The sequence below is a fragment of the Pseudomonas sp. DNDY-54 genome, assembly GCF_019880365.1.
Taxonomy (GTDB): domain Bacteria; phylum Pseudomonadota; class Gammaproteobacteria; order Pseudomonadales; family Pseudomonadaceae; genus Stutzerimonas; species Stutzerimonas stutzeri_P.
This window is the reverse complement of sequence record NZ_CP082271.1, coordinates 1714836-1734364: the sequence shown is the minus strand read 5'-3', so window position 1 is coordinate 1734364 and position 19529 is coordinate 1714836. Positions and strand designations below refer to the sequence as shown.

Genomic DNA, 19529 nt, shown 5'->3' with positions numbered 1-19529 from the left:
TTTTAACTTCCAAGCTTTGCGGTAGCGACACCCGGAACGGCGTCTATTGAATTCGTTGTTATGCACTTTCGAAGTCAACGTCGGTTGTGAATAGACGAATCGATCCGCTAGTTCTTTCGGCTAAAAGTGAATTTCGCTGTTTCACTTCGTAAAAATAACTATTCCGTCAAGGATGAAGAACCATGAAACCACTATTTGCTCTCGCTTTCTCTTCCGTACTGGTCCTACAAGGATGCGTCTTTTCTCCTGGCCAGCATCTGGATCCCGACCAGTTCAAGGACGGCGCGGAAACAGAAGACGGCACCGTACAGCTGATGCGCATCACACCAGAAATGCTCAAAGGTGAACTGCCTTCAGACAGAGGGACGTCTAGCAAGCAAGAACTACTGGGCTACAAACCCGAAGCTTATCGCATCGGTGCAAACGACCTTCTTTACATCACCGTCTGGGACCATCCCGAGCTGACCGCTCCGTCGGGTCCGCAGCAGCAGCTGGACGCCAACGGCCGTCTCGTGCGCCCTGATGGCACCCTGTTCTATCCCTACATCGGCAACGTCGACGCAGCCGGCAAGACTATCGAACAGCTGCGTTCTGACATCGCCCGCCGCCTTGCCAACTACATCGACAGCCCTCAGGTAGACGTCAGCCTCCTGCGTTTCGGCAGCCAGCGCATCGTTCTCTCGGGTGCGTTTACCACCGCAGGCCAAGTCGAAGTCACCACCGCACCCATGACCGTCGTGCAGGCGATCGGTCAGGCCGGTGTTGATACTGAAACAGCGGATCTGTCCGGCCTGATTCTCAAGCGTGACGGCCGCGAGTACCTGCTGAACCTCGATGACATGAATCGCCCTGATTCCTGGCTCCATCAGGTGTACCTGAAAGACGGTGACCAGCTGCACCTGCCATACAACGACCAGAAGAAAGTCTACGTACTGGGTGAAGTGGTAGAGCCGCAGGCCATGACATTCAAAGCCACCAGCCTCAATCTGATGGATGCGATCGGTACTGCCGGCGGCATTCGTCAAGAAACGGCTGACGGCGAGGCGGTCTACGTGATCCGTGGTGCGGAGAACATCGCGACCGAAAAAGCGACTGTTTTCCAGCTGGATGCAGCCTCTCCAGCGGCGTTCGCGTTAGCGAAGCACTTCCCTCTCCAACCGCAAGACGTGGTATTCGTTGGTCCGGCAGGGATCACTCGCTGGAACCGTTTCATCAGCCAGCTGCTGCCGTCCGCTAGCGTCATCGGCACCGGTGCTGCCTTTAACCGTTAAACGGTCGACACACATCAGGTCAGCGACCTGATGTAAAAAACCGCAGTCAGCCCTGGGCTACTGCGGTTTTTTATTGCGCGGACCAAACAGGCCCGGAGGTATGCGCGTGCAGGGTGATCATTCTGTCGGTATGGTCGGATCATCTTCAAACATGTCGATGTCTTCATCGGTCAGCTCGGTTTCCTCCGGCTCCGACATCGGCGCGTCATTGATACTGGCGCCGTCTGGATCGCCGGGCAGAGGGGCGTCGGCATCAGGATCGTTTGCCGCCATGACCCCTGAGAACATCACGGTTTCGTCTTGCATGCTTCACCTCGCAGTCAGGCCACCAGTGGCCTGTGCAAATTCGAACGATGAACTGGCAATTCGTGCACGACCACCAGTCAGGGCAGCGAAGCGCGCAGCTATCACGCCCGCATCGCCTCCTGTTGCCGTACCGCTAAGCCCCACTACCCGCCGCGTCTGCTCCCCTTATTGCCGTTCTCGACGCTAACCGACTGCTGATCGCCCATCTGCACATCCATCTTTACGTTTACACGACTCTTTGCGCTCGCACTATTTATTAATGCACCGTATTCGCATTACTATCCGCATTCCAACAACAATACAATGGAGATGCTCATGTGCCGCCGTCCAGTCTTGCACCCGCTTTTCGTAGCGTTACGCGCCGCCAGCCTGGTCGTTCCGGCCGCATCACTCTGCTCGACTGCCTTGGCGCAGTCTCCACATGAAGCATCAGGACGAGATCCGTCAGCATTCCAGCTACCCACACAGGAGATTGTTTCCAGCGAGGCGGAGCGTGCCGACGGGCCAGTTGATGGTTACGTCGCGACACGTTCCGCGACCGGCACCAAGACCGATACCCCCATCCTGCAGGTACCGCAGTCAGTCAGCGTAATCACCGCAGACCGTATGCAGGACCAAGGCGTACAGACCGTGCAGGACGCATTGCGCTATGTCTCAGGCGTGCGCGGCGAAGCGTTCGGTCTCGATGCACGAGGCGACTCATCCAAGATTCGCGGCAGCACCCCGGTGTTCTTTCTCGATGGGTTGCAACAAACCTTCGGCAATTACACCAATACCCGCACCGATCCCTTCACCCTCGAGCGCCTCGAAGTTCTCAAGGGACCATCGTCGATGCTGTACGGCCAAAGTCCGGTCGGCGGGCTGATCAACATGGTGAGCAAACGCCCCCGCGATGAGCAAAGGACCGAACTCCAATTGCAGTACGGCACTCATGACCGCAAGCAGATCGCAATCGACAGCACGGGCCCACTGAACGATGAAGGCACCCTCCTCTATCGTGTCGTAGCCATTGCTCGGGACAGTCAGTCGCAAGTCGATTACGTGAAGGACGACAGGCTGGTCTTGATGCCATCGATCACCTGGCGACCGACAGACGACATCGAATGGACCCTGTTGGCAAACATACAGCGAGACGACAGTGGCTCAACCTCGCAGTTTCTCCCGCACCGCGGGACGGTTCTTGGTGCGCCGTATGGCCACTACGACACGGACCTGTTCGTCAGCGAGCCCGGATTCGACGAGTACGATACGGAACAGATGGCGCTCACATCGCAGTTCAGCTGGCGCTTGGACGAGACCTGGACGCTGCGGCAGAACCTGCGTTATCAGGAAAGCGAAGTCAGCTACCAACAGATCTACGGTTGGCCTCCGGTTCTCAACAATGACAACCGCACCCTCGACCGCGTCTACCACGTGTCCAAACCAGAGGTGGATGTCTGGGTCGCGGACCACAACGCCCAAGCCCTATTCGACACCGGGCCCGTTCAGCACACACTACTTATCGGGACTGACTACCAGCACGCGCTTACCAACCGCAAACAAGCCGGCGGGGCTGCGACGCCGCTTGATTTGTACGATCCGGAGTACGGAACCTTCGACCCGTCGATCATCAACCTGACAGCTGATCCCGAGCAAACGGTTGCGCAAGAGGGCATCTATTTGCAAGACCAACTCCGGTACGAACGCTGGATGCTGACCTTAGGGCTGCGAAAGGACTGGGCGGACAACCGGACCGATGGCGGTACGCGACAGAAAGACGATGCGGTCACCGGGCGAGTTGGCCTGACCTATCTCTTCGATAACGGGATCGCGCCTTACATCAGTTACAGCGAGTCGTTCCAGCCGATAGTGGGATTGAACACGTCGACCGGAGAGCCCTACAAACCATTGGAAGGCGAACAGTGGGAGCTGGGAATCAAGTATCAGCCGATCGACAGCAACAGCCTGTACACCGCTGCGGTATTCGATTTGCGTGAACAGAATCGGCAGATGCCGGACCCGAACAACCCGTCCAATACCGTACAGACCGGCGAAACAAGCGCCCGAGGGTTGGAGTTGGAAGCGCTGGTCGCCGTTACCCCGGACTGGGACCTGATTGGCACCTATACCCACCTCGATACCGAGGTGCTGGAGGGCACCTCACGTGAGGAAGGTGCGCGTTTGGCAACGATTCCAGAGGACATGGCTTCCCTCTGGTCCCAGCATCGCTTTGAGCTGTTCGGTATCCCTGGTTTCAGCGCGGGCGCTGGCGTGCGTTACGTCGGCGCAAGCTGGGACGGCACCGACACGCTGAAAACGCCCTCAACTACCCTCTTCGACGCCATGGTCGGCTATCGCTTCCAGGACTGGGCCTTTGCGCTCAACGCCACCAACCTGGAAGACGAAACCTACTACACCACCTGCCTGTCGCGCGGCGACTGCTTCCTCGGCAATCGCAGGACGGTAGTCGGCACCGTCAGTTACAGCTTCTGATGGGCTGGCAATGGAGAACACACCAATGAGCACATTCGCTTCTTCCCGCCTCGCCAATCTCGCCGGACGCGTTTCGGCAGCCCTGTTGGGGGGCTATGCCCTCGCCTTCGGTTTCACCGCGTTTTTTTCGGTGTATCTACCGATGCCTCGGCCTGACCGAGTTGTGACAGCCAGCCTGCTCTGCTTCGCCGTATGGGTGGCGGCGGTCATCTACGCCTTCGCTGCTAAAAGTGCCTTTCACGCCTGGTTGGTAATCGCCGTACTGGCCGCTCTGTTTTGCTTGGGCGCCTTCCTACCCGTCGAGTGGAGGACCCGACCATGACCCTTCGCCAATCGATGGCCGGGCTGCACACCTGGGGTGGATTGCTGCCCAGCTGGTTACTGTTCGTGATCATTTTCGCTGGCACCCTGGCCTGTTTCGACAAAGAGCTGGAACGATGGATGCGGCCTGCCCTGCATACACCGTCGACAACGACAATGACCGCCGACGACGTCAGCCGCTGGGTTCAGACAAATGTTAAGGAAACGCTACACGCCTACTGGATGCATGGCCCGACCGAACGTGAGCCGTACTGGCGGCTGGGTTGGGAAGAAGACGGATCCGGTACGCGGGGTCGTGTCGCTTTTGATCCTCGCTCGGCAGAGCCTATGCCTGAAACGGTAGGCGGCGAGTTCTTCTTCACGCTGCACTACAACCTGCAGGCCGGAACCGTCGGCATGTACATCGTCGGTCTGGCGGGTATGTTCATGCTGGTCGCCCTGGTGTCGGGGATCATCATCCATCGGCGGCTGTTCAAAGATTTCTTCACCCTGCGCCCCCAGGCCAACGGTCAGCGCGCCTGGCTTGATGCCCACAACCTGTTCGGCGTCATCGGCTTGCCGTTTCACCTGATTCTCGCCTACACCGGTGTGGCGGTCTTCGTTGCGTCTTACATGCCCGCAGGGGCGATGGTGGCGTACGAGAGCGATCCGCTCGCTTTTTTCGAAGACGTGCAAGGCGGATTCCACCGCAACGAGCTTCACCAAGCTGCCGGCGAACTGGCCCCCGTGAATGACATGCTGATAGATGCAGGCCAGCGCTGGGACGGAGGGAAAGCGGGCTGGATTATCGTCGAGCATCCCTCAGATGCATCCGCTGTAGTGAGCGTGCATCGCTTCGATCCGTCTCGTATAGGCTCGCCGCAAGACACGCTGAGCTATGACGCGTTCACCGGCGACCTCCTTCATCAGCAGGAAGCGCCCACTGGCTACCGGGTCTATATGTGGCTGGTAGGGCTGCACATGGCTCAGTTTGGCGGTCACGTTGTGCGTCTGCTGTACGGACTTCTAGGGCTGGCCGGGTGCGCCATGCTAGTGGCGGGCGCCTGTGTGTGGTTACGTAAGCGGGAGGGCCGTCAGACTCGAGGCCTGGAAATCGTTCGTGCATTGAATGGCGCGGTGTTTTTCGGCTTGCCCGCTGCTTCGCTGGTTCTGCTGTGGGCGAATCGTCTGCTGCCCGATTCCATTGCGGCACGCGGCTCTGCCGAGGCCTGGTGCTTCTCCCTGGCTTGGCTCGTCGTCGCTATCACGGCGTACCTGTTTCGAAACCAACCGTTCAAGCTGAGTCGAGGGCTATTCGCCTTACTGGCAACGCTTGGGCTGGGTCTTGTGTTGCTCAACGGCCTGACTGCGCCTGAGGGTCACCTCCTTGCCAGCCTCCTCCGTGGGGACTTGATGCTGGCAGGCATCGACATGGCTCTGGTGATAGCGGGTGGCCTGTGTGCCTGGCGCGCGCTTCGTCAGGCACCTCAGCAGCCCGCTGCACTCAGGGTCTCGAGTACAGTTGAAAGGGAGCTGGCACCATGACTTCTCTCGCGTTGGCACTGGCATACCTCGGCATGCTCGCGCTCTGCCTGGCAATGACTCGACACCATCGAGCCGTGTTCGATAACGCTCCGTCGCCCGGGCGCAAGCGCGTGTTTCGTGTAGCAGGGGCCGGACTGCTGCTCGGTACCGCGGTCCTGAATGTCCAGGCACTAGGCGTTGCGATCGGCCTGATCGTCGGCTTTACACAGGTGATGCTCGCTGGATTAGCGGTCAGCTTGACCCTTGCCTGGCAGCAAAGGTGGGTTTTGCCGGTCGGCGCCTTGCTCGGCCTGATGGGTTTACTGGCGGCGGTCGCTGGAGGCTAGACCATCGTGCTGGGAAGAAGCGGCACCGCTCACCCAGCAAATGCGTGTGCGCCTTAATTTTTGTCTGGAGCGCACCCGCTTGCCACAGGACTTTGGCTCTTATGGTCGATTTATAAGGGAGTAAGAAGGGGCGACACTTACCCTGCTTCGCCTGTGATGTACGGAGCTCATCCATCGCGACCAGGAGCTTGCCATGTCCACGTCAACGCCTCTCACCGTAGCGCTGTTATTAGCCGTTAGCGGTAGCCTTATGGCCAACGAGCACGTAGCCGGAATAGATCAGCACGGCACCGATAACATCGCTGAGCAGGTACAAAGCGGCGTCTTGCTGCGTTCTTTCATCCGTCAGGACGGGACTGCGAACCGCGCGCTCACCGACCAATCCGGCATCAGTGCCGACGACAGACAGACGAGTATCGAACAAGCAGGCACGTCCAATTTCGCGGCGGTGTATCAGATCTATGGAAGCCAGCCTGGAGTGGCAAGTGCGGACATCTATCAGGTCGGAGATGCCAACAGCGCTCGGGTCGAACAGCGGGTTTATTCCCGCGACCTCGCCGCGGGTGCGACTGTTCGCCAGGAAGGTACTGCTAACCAGCTCGATGCTCGGCAGACTTGGGTTGGCAACCGGCTTAACGTACTGTCGGTCGGGCAAGACAACGCCGTCCGAGCGGATCAAACCGGCTTCAGCACGGCAATGATCCAGCAGGCCGGCACGGCCAATCTCGTTCAAATCGATCAACACAGTTCGGGCATCGGCGGCGGTTTCGCCGTGGTCAGCCAAGAAGGCACTGCCAACCAGGCAGACGTTGTACAGTCCTCCGGCCGGTACCCGGCGGGCGATGTTTTTCTGCAACAGGTTGGCACCGCCAATATCGCGCAAGTGAGATCCAGCGATGGCCACAGCACGCTGGACTATTCGCAGCGAGGCACCGGGAACGAGCTGCGCGCCTCCTTCGTCGGACATGGGTCGAGCATCGATGGGTACTCGGACGGAAGCTACAACTTGGTCGAGATCACGCAATTTGGTGACGACAATGACTTGGACATCGCTCAGCTGGGTTCGTATAACCAGGTCGATGCCTACCAAGGTTTCAACGCCCACGACGCGCTTGTCAGCCAATCGGGTGACAGTAACCGTGCGTTCTTGAGGCAAGAAAGCGTGTCGCTTGTCGGTCATTCCGCCAGCATCTATCAGAACGGCAACGGAAATGTCGCAACGGTCAACCAGCAATAGTCAGATGTCGTGGTTGCAAACGGGGGTACCGGCCCGCGCCTGCCTTTAAGCGAGCGCGGCTCTAACCGAACGCGGCAACAGCCCGACACTCATGACGTGGTCGGATCATCCTTAGCGTCGACCAGAACATTAGCCCGAGCGATTTGACCATCATGCCTTTTTAAGTCGGCGCCCTTTGCGACTTACGGCCATGAGTTGAAGGCGAACCCGCCCTCGGCTGGGTTCGCCTTCAGGCGGTACTTTACGGAAGCGGATTGCCAAGACCGGGTTCGTTCGGGTCTCGTGTATTACCCGATCCGTCGGGATCTTTCACGTCTGGCCCAGTCGCCGGCCGACCAGAGGGAGCGCCATCGTTGCCGCGGTCTCTCTGAATGTCCGGGTTATCAGTAATGAAATCTGGCGCGGGGTTATGGCTAGGGTTCTGGTCCTGCCCCGGTACGGGCTGCTGATCGTGGGGCCGGTCGAGCGGATCGATACTCATGAATCACCTCCGGTTGAGCCGAGAATGGCTCTCTGCATTTGAGGCGCGTCAGCAAGATTCGTGCGACCCACCTATCGCACCACGCGAAGGGCGCCGCAGCCAAGTTCAGGAACCACTGCAAAGGCTGATCGGAGGCACACCAAGAAGCCTGCAAGTGCGTTGACCAGGCTTCCCGAGGACCGATGTCACTACCGGTTGAGCGGCGGGGTTCGCGGAGGAATCTGCCGCTTGCTACCGGTGGACTCATAGGCTGCAGCCAAGCGCAGCAATGAGGAATCGTCATAAGCGCGACCGGCAAATGTCAGCCCGACCGGCATCCCGATGTCCACCATGATGCCCATGGGCACTGTGACCGTGGGCACACCCAGATGCCGGATCGCGAGGTTGCCATTGGCGACCCATACGCCGTTGCTCCAGGCGATGTCCGCCGACGCTGGATTAACATCCGCATCGGCAGGCGCAACATCCGCCACGGTCGGGAAAACTACCGCGTCGAGGCCCAGGCGATCCATCCAGTCCTCCAGGTCGATTCGACGCGTTTCCTCAAGCCCGCGAAGGCCATCCGGTAGCGTTTCAATCTGGTCCCAAGGCGTGATGCCGCGCTTCGCCATGCGCACGTACTCATCCATTCCGGCGGCAAGGTCGCCTTCCCTGTTGGGCAGCGTTCCGGGGTCGTGGGGGAATATCTGCAGCCCGTCCACATCGACCAGTCGATTCAAGGCGGGATCGCCATTGGCCTGAAGAAAGTCGTCGAACGCCCACGCCGTCAAGTCCCATAACTCGTGATGCAGAAACTCTTTTGAAACCAGGCCCCGGTTGAACACCGTAGGCGCGCCGGGACGATCGCCTTCGCAGTTCGAGACCAGCGGGAAATCGACTTCGACCACCTCTGCCCCCGCCGCTTCGAGCGCCTGGCGAGCCTTGTTCCAAAGCGCGATGACCGATGGCCGCGTATTGATGCGCTGCCCGGTCGGTCCGCCAATACCAGGCTCAGCACTCGTGCCGGCTTCAGGATCAGCATTGATGTACATCCGTGGCACGCCGAACCGCTTCCCGGCGAGCGCGTCTCCCGTTGCCGCCAGCTCCAGGTAGGAAGCCGGACGAACCGAGTCGACACTCGGCAGAGAAACCCACGGCTGCATGCGCCACAGATCGCCGCGGGTATCGGCGTCCTCCGCCACAATCACATCAAGCACCTCGAACAGATCCTTCATGGTCCGGGCAAAGGGTACAACCACGTCCATCGTCGGCGTCAGCGGCCAATTTCCGCGTACCGAGATCACCCCTCGCGACGGGGTATACGCACAGAGACCGCTGTTCGATGCAGGCCCTCGCCCGCTCGACCAGGTTTCTTCCGCGAGGCCGAACGCTGCAAAGCTGGCTGCGGTCGCGGTCCCTGCACCATTGGAAGAGCCCGATGCAAAAGGCGCAGGCAGGTAAGCGCTGTTATAGGGGCTCTCGGCCCGCCCATAAACGCCGCGCTGCATACCCCCATTGGCCATCGGCGGCATGTTGGTCTTGCCCAGACAGATCGCCCCGGCCGCGCGCAGCCGTTCCACCGTAAAGGCGTCGCGGTGAGCGATTAGCTGGGCAAAGGCCGGGCTTCCGGATGCCGCGGTGAGGCCCTTGACCAGGTAACTGTCCTTGGCGGTGTAGGGAATGCCGTCCAGAGGCCCCAGGGTTTTGCCCCGCGCGCGACGCTCATCGGACGCCTGTGCTTCTCGCACGGCCTCAGGATTTGGCACGACCACCGCGTTGAGCGCGGTTAGCGTGTCGGGGCCGTCGTAAGCCTCGATCCGTGCGAGATAGGCTTCCACGATCTCAACCGCTGTGACCCGGCGGGATTCTAGCGCCTCGCGCAATTCAGCAATGGACGCTTCGGTGACTTCGATGGGTGCTGCCATTTGGTCCTCGCATGACGGCTGTGCATTGAAAACTGTGGCGACAATATAGCGATATATCGAACGACCTCCGAGCGCACGTTGCCGTACCCCTTGTCAGTGCTCAGCGCAGTAGAGCCGCCTTGGCGCGTGCAGTGTGCAACTTCTTGAAGCTGTCGATCAGACGCAGGTGTCTATCGAGCCCCTCGAGTTTCATGCTGGTGGGCGTTAGACCGAAGAAGCGCACGCTGCCGTCGACTGCACCTATCGCGGCGTCCATCCGCTCATGGCCAAACATGCGGCGGAAGTTGACCTCGTAATCGTCCAGCTCCAGCCCGTCATCCAGTTCCACCTCAAGCACCACGTTCACAGCCTGGTAGAACAGGCCGCGCTCGACGGTGTTGTCGTTGTACTGCAGGAAGGTTTCGACCAGCTCTTTCGCCTCGTCGAACTGCTGCAGAGCGAGGCGAATCAGTAGTTTGAGCTCGAGGATGGTGAGCTTGCCCCAGGGCGTGTTGTCGTCGAACTCGATTCCGATCAGCGTTGGAATGTCGGTGTAGTCATCCAGCTCGCTTTCTTCCAGGCGCTCGCTCAGCGCTTGCAGGCTGTCATCGTCCAGGCTGTGCAGGTTGAGGATGTCCTCGCGGAAAAACAGCGCCTTGTTGGTGTTATCCCAGATCAGGTCTTCGACGGGATACACCTCGGAATAACCCGGCACCAGAATGCGGCACGCGGTGGCGCCCAGGTCGTCGTACACGGCCATGTACGCTTCCTTGCCCATGCCTTCGAGAATGCCGAACAGCGTGGCCGCTTCCTCGGCATTCGAGCTTTCGCCCTGGCTGGAAAAATCCCACTCGACGAATGCGTAGTCGGCCTTCGCGCTGAAGAAACGCCACGACACCACACCGCTGGAATCGATGAAGTGCTCGACGAAGTTGTTCGGCTCCATCACGGCCTGGCTTTCGAAGGTCGGCTGAGGCAGGTCGTTCAAACCTTCAAAGCTGCGGCCCTGCAGCAGTTCGGTCAGGCTGCGCTCCAGCGCCACTTCGAAGCTCGGGTGCGCGCCGAACGAGGCGAACACGCCACCGGTGCGCGGGTTCATCAAGGTGACGCACATCACCGGGTATTTACCGCCCAGAGAGGCATCCTTAACCAGTACCGGGAAGCCTTGCTCTTCGAGGCCGTGGATGCCCGCGAGAATACCGGGGTATTTCGCCAGCACTTCTTGGGGCACATCGGGAAGGGCAATTTCGCCTTCGAGAATCTCGCGCTTTACCGCACGCTCAAAAATCTCCGACAGACACTGCACCTGCGCTTCGGCCAGCGTGTTGCCAGCGCTCATGCCGTTGCTGAGGAACAGGTTCTCGATCAGGTTGGAGGGGAAGTAGACCACCTCGCCATCCGAATGGCGGACATAGGGGAGTGAGCAGATTCCGCGCTGCTCGTTGCCGGAATTGGTGTCGATCAGATGCGAGCCGTGCAGCTCACCATCAGGGTTGTATATCGCCAGGCAATATTCATCGAGAATGCCGGCCGGCAGCGCATCCTTGCGGCCTGGCTTGAACCAGCGCTCGTTCGGGTAATGCACGAACTCGGCGTCGGCGATCTCTTCGCCCCAGAACTGATCGTTGTAGAAGAAGTTGCAGTTGAGCCGTTCGATGAACTCGCCCAGCGCCGAGGCCAGCGCGGCCTCCTTGGTTGCGCCCTTGCCGTTGGTAAAGCACATCGGCGACTGCGCATCGCGAATATGCAGCGACCACACGTTGGGCACGATATTGCGCCAGGAGGCGATCTCGATCTTCATGCCCAGCTCGGCCAGGATGCCGGACATGTTGGCGATGGTCTGCTCCAGCGGCAGGTCCTTGCCCAGCACGCGGGTACCTTCTCCGGATTCGGCCATGGGCATCAGCAGTGCCTGGGCGTCGGCGTCCAGGTTCTCCACTTCCTCAATGACGAAATCCGGCCCGGTCTGCACCGCCTTCTTCACCGTACAGCGCTCGATGGAGCGCAGGATGCCCTGGCGATCCTTCGCGGAGATGTCCGCTGGCAGCTCGACCTGAATCTTGAAGGTCTGCTTGTAGCGGTTTTCGGGGTCGACGATGTTGTTTTGCGACAGGCGAATGTTGTCGGTCGGAATGTTCCGGGTGTTGCAGTAGAGCTTTACGAAGTACGCCGCACAGAGCGCAGACGAAGCTAGAAAGTAATCGAACGGGCCCGGCGCCGAACCGTCGCCCTTGTAGCGAATCGGCTGGTCGGCAACCACCGTGAAATCGTCGAATTTGGCTTCGAGCCTGAGGTTGTCGAGAAAATTAACCTTGATTTCCATGCGGGATTACCAGAACAACACGATGTGGCCGTCCATTATCCGGCTTCTCGCCTGGATGTCTTTTGTTTATTCCTTTTCGCCCGTGCTGCACCGGGCTAGCGCATGCTGCCTCGATGTCTGCCGCGCAGCCGGAAGTCTTTGCGCCCCGATCCCTCGGTCAAGGGCGGGGTTGCCATGATGACCGCGTAACGCGGCTGATCAACGGCTTGCCCGTTTCTGCGTCGCGACAAAGCTGCCTGCGCCTCAGGCGTAGCGCGAGCTCCTGAGCACGATCAATCGCCGAAACGGATGTGCGCAGCGGACTCATGGCGCATGTCAGCAGCACGAGTGACCGAGTCGCTAGACTCTTTCCTTTCAAAACCCAGTGGAGCGTTCGGATGACTGATCAATCAAAAACCGCGAAGGATGTGATCGTCATCGGCGGCGGCCAAGCTGCGTTGGCCACGGCCTATTTCCTGCGGCGCACCGGCTTGTCGTTCATGCTGCTCGATGCGGAGGAAGGTCCCGGTGGCGCCTGGCGTCACGGCTGGGATTCCCTGCGACTGTTCTCGCCCGCAACCTGGAGTTCAATCGCCGGCTGGATGATGCCTCCCGTTCAAGACGGTTACCCTAAGCGCGATCACGTCATTGATTACCTCACACGCTATGAGGCGCGCTATCAATTCCCCATCGAGCGTCCTGTGCGGGTCACCTCGGTCGAGCGCAAAGATGACATGCTCCGAGTTCATACGGAGGACGGGCATTGGGATGCCAAGGCTGTTGTTAGCGCCACCGGCACCTGGAGCAACCCCTTCATCCCTGCCTATCCGGGCATCGAATTGTTTCAGGGCCAGCAACTGCATTCGGCTCATTACGTCGAGGCCGGGCCTTTCTCAGGCCAACGTGTCTTGGTCGTAGGCGGCGGTAACTCCGGCGCGCAAATTCTGGCAGAGGTTTCGAAAGTGGCCGACACCACCTGGGTGACGCCGACCGAGCCCATGTTTCTGCCTGATGACGTCGATGGCCGTGTGTTGTTCGAGCGCGCGACGGAGCGCTGGAAAGCCCAACAGGAAGGTCGCGACATCGGGCAACCCGTGGGTGGGCTGGGCGATGTGGTGATGGTGCCGCCCGTGGTGGAGGCGCGTGAGCGCGGCGTGCTGCATGCGGTGCGCCCTTTCGAACGTTTCACCCGAGATGGCGTTGTCTGGCCCAACGGCGCAGAGACAGCAGTTGATTCGGTCATCTGGTGTACAGGGTTTAAACCAGCACTGGAGCACTTGGCCTCCCTACAGTTGATCAACGATCAGGGACGAGTCGATGTCGAAGGGACTCGCGCCGTCCATGAGACCAAGCTCTGGTTGGTGGGCTATGGCGAATGGACCGGCTCGGCCTCTGCAACCCTGATCGGCGTCACCCGCACGGCACGCAGCACCGTCGCCGAAATCGAAGAGCTTCTGGCCCCGTCCGACGCCTGAACGCCTTCCCTGAGTCTGAACCGACTTCGCTAAAAACCCTTTGACTGGCGCGCCGTGGCAGCAACGTTCGCGCCAGCGCCTGCGGGCACCCGCGGGACGTCCTATGTCGTCCCTACCCTCGCATTCCGGCGCGCGTCGCTGGTTTTGCGACCGATTGCCGAACCACTTTCAGTGCCGACTCAGCAGAACGTCGTTTCGCGCCTGGCAAGACATGTCGGCATCGATCCGATGCGACACCTCGGGTAATGTGCTGGCCGACAACAGCCGCGCCCTGGCGCAGCGACTAAGCAGCTTTTTTGTACTCACCGTACGGCGCCGCTGGCTGTTGCTTGAGTTACGCGCGGTAGAGCACGCAGGGGAGCAGCACTGATGCGCTTTCTCGACCACGAAGACGATGATGACCCACTGCTGTCAGTGGTCAATCTGATCGATGTCTTTCTCGTAGTGATCGGCATTCTGCTGATCGTCATCGTGCAGAACCCGCTCAATCCCTTCGCCCAGAACAATGTCGTTCTCATCGAAAACCCAGGCCAAGCCAATATGCGTATGGTCATCAAGGAGGGTGAGGAACTTAAGCAATACGAATCGAGCGGAGAGATTGGAGAAGGCCAAGGCGCTAAGGCGGGCGTCACCTACCGGCTCAGCGACGGCCGAATGGTCTACGTACCGGAGCAATCAACAGAGCTGCCAAGCGTTGAGCGTGATGATTGAGACTCCACAGTTGCTGCAGGATCGCGATCGCGATGCCAGACAAGTTGCGCCAAGGACAAAACGACCCGCAGAGGTAAGGACGCCCGTTGCGGTCATCGCAACCTCGGATGAGCGGCGCATGATCAGCACCGAGGTCTCGTCGGCATCTAGGAAGCGAAAACCGTCGGAGGCTGCCAGGTTCTGAAAGACGTCTGCTGCCTAGCTGACCCATTCGTTCAACCAACGGAAGCTGCGGCAAACGCCCACCGTACCGAGGCTGCGCGCTTTATCCACAGAACCTGTGGATAACTCTGTGAACAAAAGGTTGATTATTGACCAAAACGCCCGGCCTGCGGGGCCTGCTAACAGATCGGCTCATTTTTATTCGATAGCATTAATTACTTGAAAATCAGTTACTTACATCAAATGGCATGAGCAACCGAAACACAGCACGGCCAACCTTGCACCAGCCTCGCAGCCATGTGCACAACAAAACTTGTCAACGACTTTTTAAGAAGAATTTGCTGCGAAAAAGCTCGACAAATCCCACCAGCGGTTCTAGGCCGCTGCATTCATCAGCCCTCTTGCGAATGCGTCGTACCAACGGGGCGAAAGCATCATTAAAAGGTGTTGATCAGCCTCACCCTTCCGCTGTTCAATTGCGGCCGTAAAACAACCCCCAAACTCCGTATCCCTCGTTAGAGTTCTCCTCATGAATAGCTTTCAGATCGTCTTGTGCGCTGTGTTGAGTCTGGGTCTCATCGGCACGGGCGCGCTTCTTGATTACCGCAACCTGGAACGCGACAGAGCCGCGCGAACCACTGACTATTCGAACCCAAACACACTACTCACTGGTCGAAGCAAGGCGCGTGAAGATAGTGCGAACAACAAAACGGTTGGATAACGAACAGCACACTCTCTAGGAATCAGACTTACCCCTGAAAAAAACATGAGCCAGCCACACCACAGCCCATGGTGACCCGGTAGCTTCTCGACAGCACGGGCGGGCAGGATCACGTCACAGCGGCTTCGCCTATAGGTCTGCGCTGGGGTCAAGACTTGACCGTGGCGACAGGTGGGCACTCGAATTAGGCTTTTTGAACAAGCACGGTTAGCGAAGCATACCCACTGGCTGGAAAGTAGGCTCTTATCGGTTCGCTACCGGGGGCAACAGAGATCTTGCGAGTCCGGGCGAGAAGCTCTTCCATCAGCACCCGTAACTCCAATCGGGCCAGTGGCGCACCCGGGCAGACGTGAATACCGGCACCATAAAGCAGGTTCAAGCTCGGATCACGGTCGAGGCGGAACTCATCAGGATCGCCGAACACTGCTTCGTCGCGATTAGCCGACGCCCAGAGGAGCGCCAGGCGCGTACCGGCAGCCAGTGTGCGCCCTCTGATCGTGACCTGTTTCGTGGTAACGCGGCGGTTCATGATCAGCGGCGCTTCAATACGCAGTATTTCGTCAATCGCTGCCGGTAGCAGTACAGGCTGTTCGCGCAGCTGCTGCTGAAGGTCGTCGTGCACCGCCAGGTAGTGCACCACGATTCCGATCGACGCAGCGATGGTTCCCAGCTCACCGACCGTCCAGTTTCGCAGGATGCTGACGATTTCATCGTCTGTCAGAGGCCGGCCCAAGGACTGGTCACGCAGCAGATTGGTGGTGACATCGTTCGGTGCGGCATTGCCCGCTGCGCGACGCGCCGCCAAAAGCTCTTTGATGTAGCGGTCGAACTCCAGCGCCACCGCGCCCATTGCCGCTTCGTCCCTAGCCAGGGTTGCAGCCTGATTTTTCAGTGTCCAAAGGCGTAACGGTTCATGCAAATCGTCGGGCCAGCCCAACCAGGCACACTGAATCCGCAAGGCAAAAATTTGTGCAAATTCTGCTATCAGTTCGATGGTGCCTTCAGTCGGCAACGCTTGAACGAGACGAGCCGCCGTATCCCGACAGCTTGGCGCAAACGCATCCATGTGTGCCTGATCGAAGTACGGCTCGATAAGCTGCCGATACTTCGTATGTTCAGGCGGGTCCATGCCATTGGGCACCGAGGGGAAACGGGAGACTGCGCTGCTGAAGGTTTGATGGTCCTCCAGCACCCGGACCACGTCTTCGTGCCGGAACAGGGATGTATAACCATAGCGGCTATTGGCAACTGGACAGCGCCGGCGCATGTCGTCATAGGTTGCGGTCTGATCCGTGAGTACAGCCTCGGATCTCGGGTCCCAGTCAGGTAATGCGTGTTCGTCCATAACGACTCCGATTTTATTGCCGTCGATCACGATCATAACGACACGTTGGATGACCTATTCCCTCTCCCAGCCCTGCAAGCTGATCGTGTCACGGAGCGCCTGTACTTCTTCGAGATGCAACGCGGCGATACGGGAAAGCAGGGCCTCGCCGTCGGGTAGCAGATGCACTTCGACCTGCCGACGATCATGCCGACCAGGTCGTCGTTCTATCCACCCCATCCGTTCGCAACGATCAACTAACGCAACCGTGCTGTGGTGTTTCGATTGCAGTTGTTCTGCCAGCTCCCCGACGGTCGCCCAGTCGCGCGCCGATGCACCACGAACCTGCAGTAAAAGCTGGTATTGCAGAGCAGTCGCTCCGTTTCCCTTGCACAGCACTTCGCTTCTGCGCAGAAACAACCGCAGTCGATGGCGAAAGTGGGCCAGTCGCTCGTATTCAAATTTTTCCATTATGTGGGGCCTGGCTCTCGCGCCCTTTCCGGCATCGGCAAAAAACATATCACATTACGATCTATCGTCACGACGCGTATTCATCAGAAATAATGCACTTATGACAGACTAATATTCGTTTGTCTTAACTTAACGAGGCAACCAGACTGGCGTCGTTTATCCAGTCCACCCGCCTCGCCTAGCAAGCGACAACCTTCGAAGAGAGGTTGCGGCAAAGGTCGGGTAGCTCAATTTCCTTGCGTGCAATTGGAATTTTCATGTTCGACGTGATTGCGGCCGACTCGTCCGGCGAAACCTACAACTACCGTATCGTTCGCCAGTTCACCCTCATGACCCTCACGTGGGGGATTGTTGGGATGGGCCTAGGCGTTTTTATCGCCGCGCAACTGGTTTGGCCGCATCTCAACTTCGATCTGCCATGGACCAGCTTTGGTCGGATCCGCCCGCTGCATACCAACCTCGTCATTTTCGCGTTTGGCGGTAATGCCCTGTTAGCGACATCCCTGTATGTCGTTCAGCGCACCAGCCGTGTACGGCTGATATCCGATCGCATCGCCCGCTTCGTATTTTGGGGCTGGCAAACGGTTATCGTCGCCATGCTAGTGACCTACCCGCTGGGTTACACCACGTCGAAGGAATATGCGGAGATGGAGTGGCCCATTGCATTGCTGGCCACGGTCGTATGGGTCGCCTACACATGGCTGTTCTTCGGCACCATCGCCCGGCGCCGTGTCAGCCACATCTATGTGGGTAACTGGTTCTACGGTGCATTCATCATCGTTACGGCGATGGTTCACATCGTCAATCACGTGCTGGTGCCGGTTACATTGTTGAAGTCGTACCCGGTCTACTCAGGCGCGACCGATGCAATGATCCAATGGTGGTATGGGCACAGCGTGGTGGGCTTCATTCTCTCGGTGGGTTTCCTCGGGATGATGTACTACTTCGTGCCCAAGCAGGCCGAACGGCCAATCTATTCCTATCGTCTGTCGATCGTGCATTTCTGGGCCATCATCAGCCTCTATATCTGGGCGGGGCCGCACCACTTGCACTACACCGCGCTCCCCGACTGGGTACAGAGCCTGGGCATGGTCATGTCCATCATCCTGCTGGCGCCGAGCTGGGGCGGCATGATCAACGGCATGATGACCCTCTCCGGTGCCTGGCATAAGCTGCGCACCGATCCGATCCTGCGCTTCCTGGTCGTTTCCCTCGCGTTCTACGGCATGTCGACTTTCGAAGGCCCGATGATGGCCATCAAGACCGTCAACGCCCTCTCCCACTACACCGACTGGACCATTGGCCACGTACACGCAGGCGCCCTTGGTTGGGTGGCAATGATCAGTATCGGCACGCTATACCACATGATCCCAAAGCTGTGGGGCCTCCAACAGATGCATAGCGTTGCGCTGATCAATGCCCACTTCTGGCTGAGCACCATTGGCACCGTGCTCTACATCGCCTCGATGTGGGTCAACGGAATTACGCAGGGCCTGATGTGGCGAGCCATCAATGAAGACGGCACGCTGACCTATTCCTTCGTGGAGGCGCTTCAAGCCAGCCATCCAGGCTATGTGGTGCGGCTGATCGGAGGGGGTCTTTTCGCGTCGGGAATGCTGCTCATGGCCTACAACGCGTGGCGCACCGTTCGCGCCAGCAGCGAGGCAGTAGACGCCTCGATTCCCGGACTGGCAATCGCGAGGTAATGCATGGAAATGCTCATAGGTCTCACCATACTGACGTTCGTATGCACGATCCCATGCCTGGCGAACCTTTCCGGCCATGACGCGCGGCAGGCTGCTCTGCTGCCATTTGCGGACGATCCGGAGGCGGCCCGTCAGCTGACGGCCGAGACGGGCCTGATCTGCGATCGTGTTGTGGAACCAGCCGAGCAGCCGAAGCAACCAGATGTCTGGGTCGCTTGATTCAGCTTCCGTGTTTCAGAGGCTCGGTTCCAGCGGTTGGCTCGGCATTCGCAACGCCGTTCGATGAATCATCGGGCATGTGCTCATTAGCCCTGGAAGAAAAAACGGGTGGGGTTGCTGGTTGCCAATGAAGCCAAACGCGCTTGACGACCCCACGCCTTTACCGGGCACAAACCCTCCAAACGCCCAGCGCACCGAGGCTGCACGAATTATCCACAGAAGCTGTGGATAACGCTGTTAACAAAAGGTTGATCAATGAGCCAAACGCCCGGCCGGCGGGGCCTGATCACAGATCGACGGATTTTTAGCCGGTAAGATTTATCCCTTTAAAATCATGAATTTAGATTAAACCTAAGGAACTACCGAAGCGCTACGAGTGCAATCCGAGACCTACGCTTCACGAATGTGCATAAAAAACTTGTCAACGATTTTTTAAGAAGCTTTTACTTAGAAACAGCTCGACAAAAAGCCGCCAGCGGTTCTAGGACCTTTGGGCCGCGGAGCGATCCTCGGCTGCTGTGGGTCGGCAAAAGTGTTTGTGCTCACCGTCCGGGAAACACATTGCTCTCTCACGCTTTTCACACTTCATCCGCCGTCACGGCAACCCGCCACTTCTG

16 protein-coding genes and 1 pseudogene are annotated in these 19529 nt (G+C 58.8%); 11 read left to right on the top strand and 6 right to left on the bottom strand.

Annotation, left to right across the window (positions count from 1 at the left end; translation table 11 throughout):
* The first annotated feature begins 182 nt into the window (after positions 1-182).
* The gene (locus K4O48_RS08185; protein ID WP_222911525.1) at positions 183-1271 is read left to right on the top strand and encodes a polysaccharide biosynthesis/export family protein; all 1089 of its coding nucleotides are present in this window, start codon (positions 183-185) and stop codon (positions 1269-1271) included.
* 117 nt (positions 1272-1388) lie between these two features.
* On the opposite strand, the gene K4O48_RS08180 is transcribed toward K4O48_RS08185, so the two are convergent.
* A complete protein-coding gene (locus K4O48_RS08180) occupies positions 1389-1577 on the bottom strand; it encodes a hypothetical protein (protein ID WP_222911524.1) in 189 nt (62 codons plus the stop codon).
* Positions 1578-1892: 315 nt separating this feature from the next.
* Here K4O48_RS08180 and K4O48_RS08175 point away from each other — a divergent pair, with 315 nt between their 5' ends.
* The 5 genes from K4O48_RS08175 (at position 1893) to K4O48_RS08155 (ending at position 7457) form a co-directional block, all read left to right on the top strand.
* Positions 1893-4049, top strand: a complete 2157-nt coding sequence (locus K4O48_RS08175; RefSeq protein ID WP_222911523.1) for a TonB-dependent siderophore receptor — start codon at positions 1893-1895, stop codon at positions 4047-4049.
* A gap of 25 nt (positions 4050-4074) precedes the next feature.
* Positions 4075-4371, top strand: a complete 297-nt coding sequence (locus K4O48_RS08170) for a DUF3649 domain-containing protein (protein ID WP_222911522.1) — start codon at positions 4075-4077, stop codon at positions 4369-4371.
* Positions 4368-5894 (top strand): PepSY-associated TM helix domain-containing protein, encoded by a 1527-nt coding sequence (locus K4O48_RS08165; protein ID WP_222911521.1) that lies wholly within the window; start codon positions 4368-4370, stop codon positions 5892-5894. Before K4O48_RS08170 ends, K4O48_RS08165 begins: the two co-directional genes overlap by 4 nt.
* The gene (locus tag K4O48_RS08160) at positions 5891-6220 is read left to right on the top strand and encodes a DUF3325 domain-containing protein (protein ID WP_222911520.1); all 330 of its coding nucleotides are present in this window, start codon (positions 5891-5893) and stop codon (positions 6218-6220) included. The genes K4O48_RS08165 and K4O48_RS08160 overlap by 4 nt, the downstream gene beginning before the upstream one ends.
* A 193-nt stretch (positions 6221-6413) precedes the next feature.
* Entirely contained in the window at positions 6414-7457 is a 1044-nt protein-coding gene (locus K4O48_RS08155) for a hypothetical protein (RefSeq protein WP_222911519.1), read from the top strand.
* Positions 7458-7698: 241 nt separating this feature from the next.
* Here the strand turns inward: K4O48_RS08155 and K4O48_RS08150 are convergent, their stop codons facing one another.
* The 3 genes from K4O48_RS08150 to K4O48_RS08140 all read right to left on the bottom strand — a co-directional run bounded on the left by K4O48_RS08150 (position 7699) and on the right by K4O48_RS08140 (position 12144).
* The gene (locus K4O48_RS08150; RefSeq protein WP_222911518.1) at positions 7699-7938 is read right to left on the bottom strand and encodes a hypothetical protein; all 240 of its coding nucleotides are present in this window, start codon (positions 7936-7938) and stop codon (positions 7699-7701) included.
* Between the two features lie 188 nt (positions 7939-8126).
* Positions 8127-9842: an amidase gene (locus tag K4O48_RS08145; RefSeq protein ID WP_222911517.1), complete on the bottom strand. Its 1716-nt coding sequence runs from the start codon at positions 9840-9842 to the stop codon at positions 8127-8129.
* A 100-nt stretch (positions 9843-9942) separates the two neighbouring features.
* On the bottom strand, positions 9943-12144 hold the full coding sequence (locus K4O48_RS08140; RefSeq protein WP_222911516.1) for an OsmC domain/YcaO domain-containing protein: 2202 nt from the start codon (positions 12142-12144) through the stop codon (positions 9943-9945).
* 377 nt (positions 12145-12521) lie between these two features.
* Between K4O48_RS08140 and K4O48_RS08135 the strand changes: the two genes are divergently transcribed.
* The 3 genes and pseudogenes from K4O48_RS08135 (at position 12522) to K4O48_RS08125 (ending at position 14309) form a co-directional block, all read left to right on the top strand.
* Positions 12522-13598, top strand: coding sequence for an ArsO family NAD(P)H-dependent flavin-containing monooxygenase (locus tag K4O48_RS08135; RefSeq protein ID WP_222911515.1), 1077 nt, complete (start codon positions 12522-12524; stop codon positions 13596-13598).
* 289 nt (positions 13599-13887) lie between these two features.
* Positions 13888-13968, top strand: a pseudogene (locus K4O48_RS20700) (MotA/TolQ/ExbB proton channel family protein); the annotation flags it as partial.
* Positions 13968-14309 carry a DUF2149 domain-containing protein gene (locus K4O48_RS08125; protein ID WP_222911514.1) on the top strand — a complete coding sequence of 114 codons (342 nt, stop codon included), beginning with the start codon at positions 13968-13970 and terminating at the stop codon, positions 14307-14309. The pseudogene K4O48_RS20700 and the gene K4O48_RS08125, both read left to right, overlap by 1 nt.
* A 1067-nt stretch (positions 14310-15376) precedes the next feature.
* Here K4O48_RS08125 and K4O48_RS08120 read toward each other — a convergent pair.
* Together K4O48_RS08120 and K4O48_RS08115 are read right to left on the bottom strand one after the other, a co-directional pair.
* Positions 15377-16573, bottom strand: coding sequence for a cytochrome P450 (locus K4O48_RS08120; protein WP_260523712.1), 1197 nt, complete (start codon positions 16571-16573; stop codon positions 15377-15379).
* Between the two features lie 18 nt (positions 16574-16591).
* Positions 16592-16987 (bottom strand): MarR family winged helix-turn-helix transcriptional regulator, encoded by a 396-nt coding sequence (locus K4O48_RS08115; protein WP_222911513.1) that lies wholly within the window; start codon positions 16985-16987, stop codon positions 16592-16594.
* A gap of 257 nt (positions 16988-17244) precedes the next feature.
* Between K4O48_RS08115 and ccoN the strand changes: the two genes are divergently transcribed.
* Both ccoN and K4O48_RS08105 read left to right on the top strand, forming a co-directional pair.
* Entirely contained in the window at positions 17245-18693 is a 1449-nt protein-coding gene (gene ccoN, locus K4O48_RS08110; protein WP_222911512.1) for a cytochrome-c oxidase, cbb3-type subunit I, read from the top strand.
* 3 nt (positions 18694-18696) lie between these two features.
* The gene (locus tag K4O48_RS08105) at positions 18697-18912 is read left to right on the top strand and encodes a hypothetical protein (protein WP_222911511.1); all 216 of its coding nucleotides are present in this window, start codon (positions 18697-18699) and stop codon (positions 18910-18912) included.
* Positions 18913-19529: the final 617 nt, after the last annotated feature.

Coding starts and splice junctions, on each gene's coding strand:
- K4O48_RS08185 (WP_222911525.1), top strand. CDS start 183: ATGAAACCACTATTTGCTCTCGCTTTCTCTTCCGTACTGGTCCTACAA.
- K4O48_RS08180 (WP_222911524.1), bottom strand. CDS start 1,577: ATGCAAGACGAAACCGTGATGTTCTCAGGGGTCATGGCGGCAAACGAT.
- K4O48_RS08175 (WP_222911523.1), top strand. CDS start 1,893: ATGTGCCGCCGTCCAGTCTTGCACCCGCTTTTCGTAGCGTTACGCGCC.
- K4O48_RS08170 (WP_222911522.1), top strand. CDS start 4,075: ATGAGCACATTCGCTTCTTCCCGCCTCGCCAATCTCGCCGGACGCGTT.
- K4O48_RS08165 (WP_222911521.1), top strand. CDS start 4,368: ATGACCCTTCGCCAATCGATGGCCGGGCTGCACACCTGGGGTGGATTG.
- K4O48_RS08160 (WP_222911520.1), top strand. CDS start 5,891: ATGACTTCTCTCGCGTTGGCACTGGCATACCTCGGCATGCTCGCGCTC.
- K4O48_RS08155 (WP_222911519.1), top strand. CDS start 6,414: ATGTCCACGTCAACGCCTCTCACCGTAGCGCTGTTATTAGCCGTTAGC.
- K4O48_RS08150 (WP_222911518.1), bottom strand. CDS start 7,938: ATGAGTATCGATCCGCTCGACCGGCCCCACGATCAGCAGCCCGTACCG.
- K4O48_RS08145 (WP_222911517.1), bottom strand. CDS start 9,842: ATGGCAGCACCCATCGAAGTCACCGAAGCGTCCATTGCTGAATTGCGC.
- K4O48_RS08140 (WP_222911516.1), bottom strand. CDS start 12,144: ATGGAAATCAAGGTTAATTTTCTCGACAACCTCAGGCTCGAAGCCAAA.
- K4O48_RS08135 (WP_222911515.1), top strand. CDS start 12,522: ATGACTGATCAATCAAAAACCGCGAAGGATGTGATCGTCATCGGCGGC.
- K4O48_RS08125 (WP_222911514.1), top strand. CDS start 13,968: ATGCGCTTTCTCGACCACGAAGACGATGATGACCCACTGCTGTCAGTG.
- K4O48_RS08120 (WP_260523712.1), bottom strand. CDS start 16,573: ATGATCGTGATCGACGGCAATAAAATCGGAGTCGTTATGGACGAACAC.
- K4O48_RS08115 (WP_222911513.1), bottom strand. CDS start 16,987: ATGGAAAAATTTGAATACGAGCGACTGGCCCACTTTCGCCATCGACTG.
- ccoN (WP_222911512.1), top strand. CDS start 17,245: ATGTTCGACGTGATTGCGGCCGACTCGTCCGGCGAAACCTACAACTAC.
- K4O48_RS08105 (WP_222911511.1), top strand. CDS start 18,697: ATGGAAATGCTCATAGGTCTCACCATACTGACGTTCGTATGCACGATC.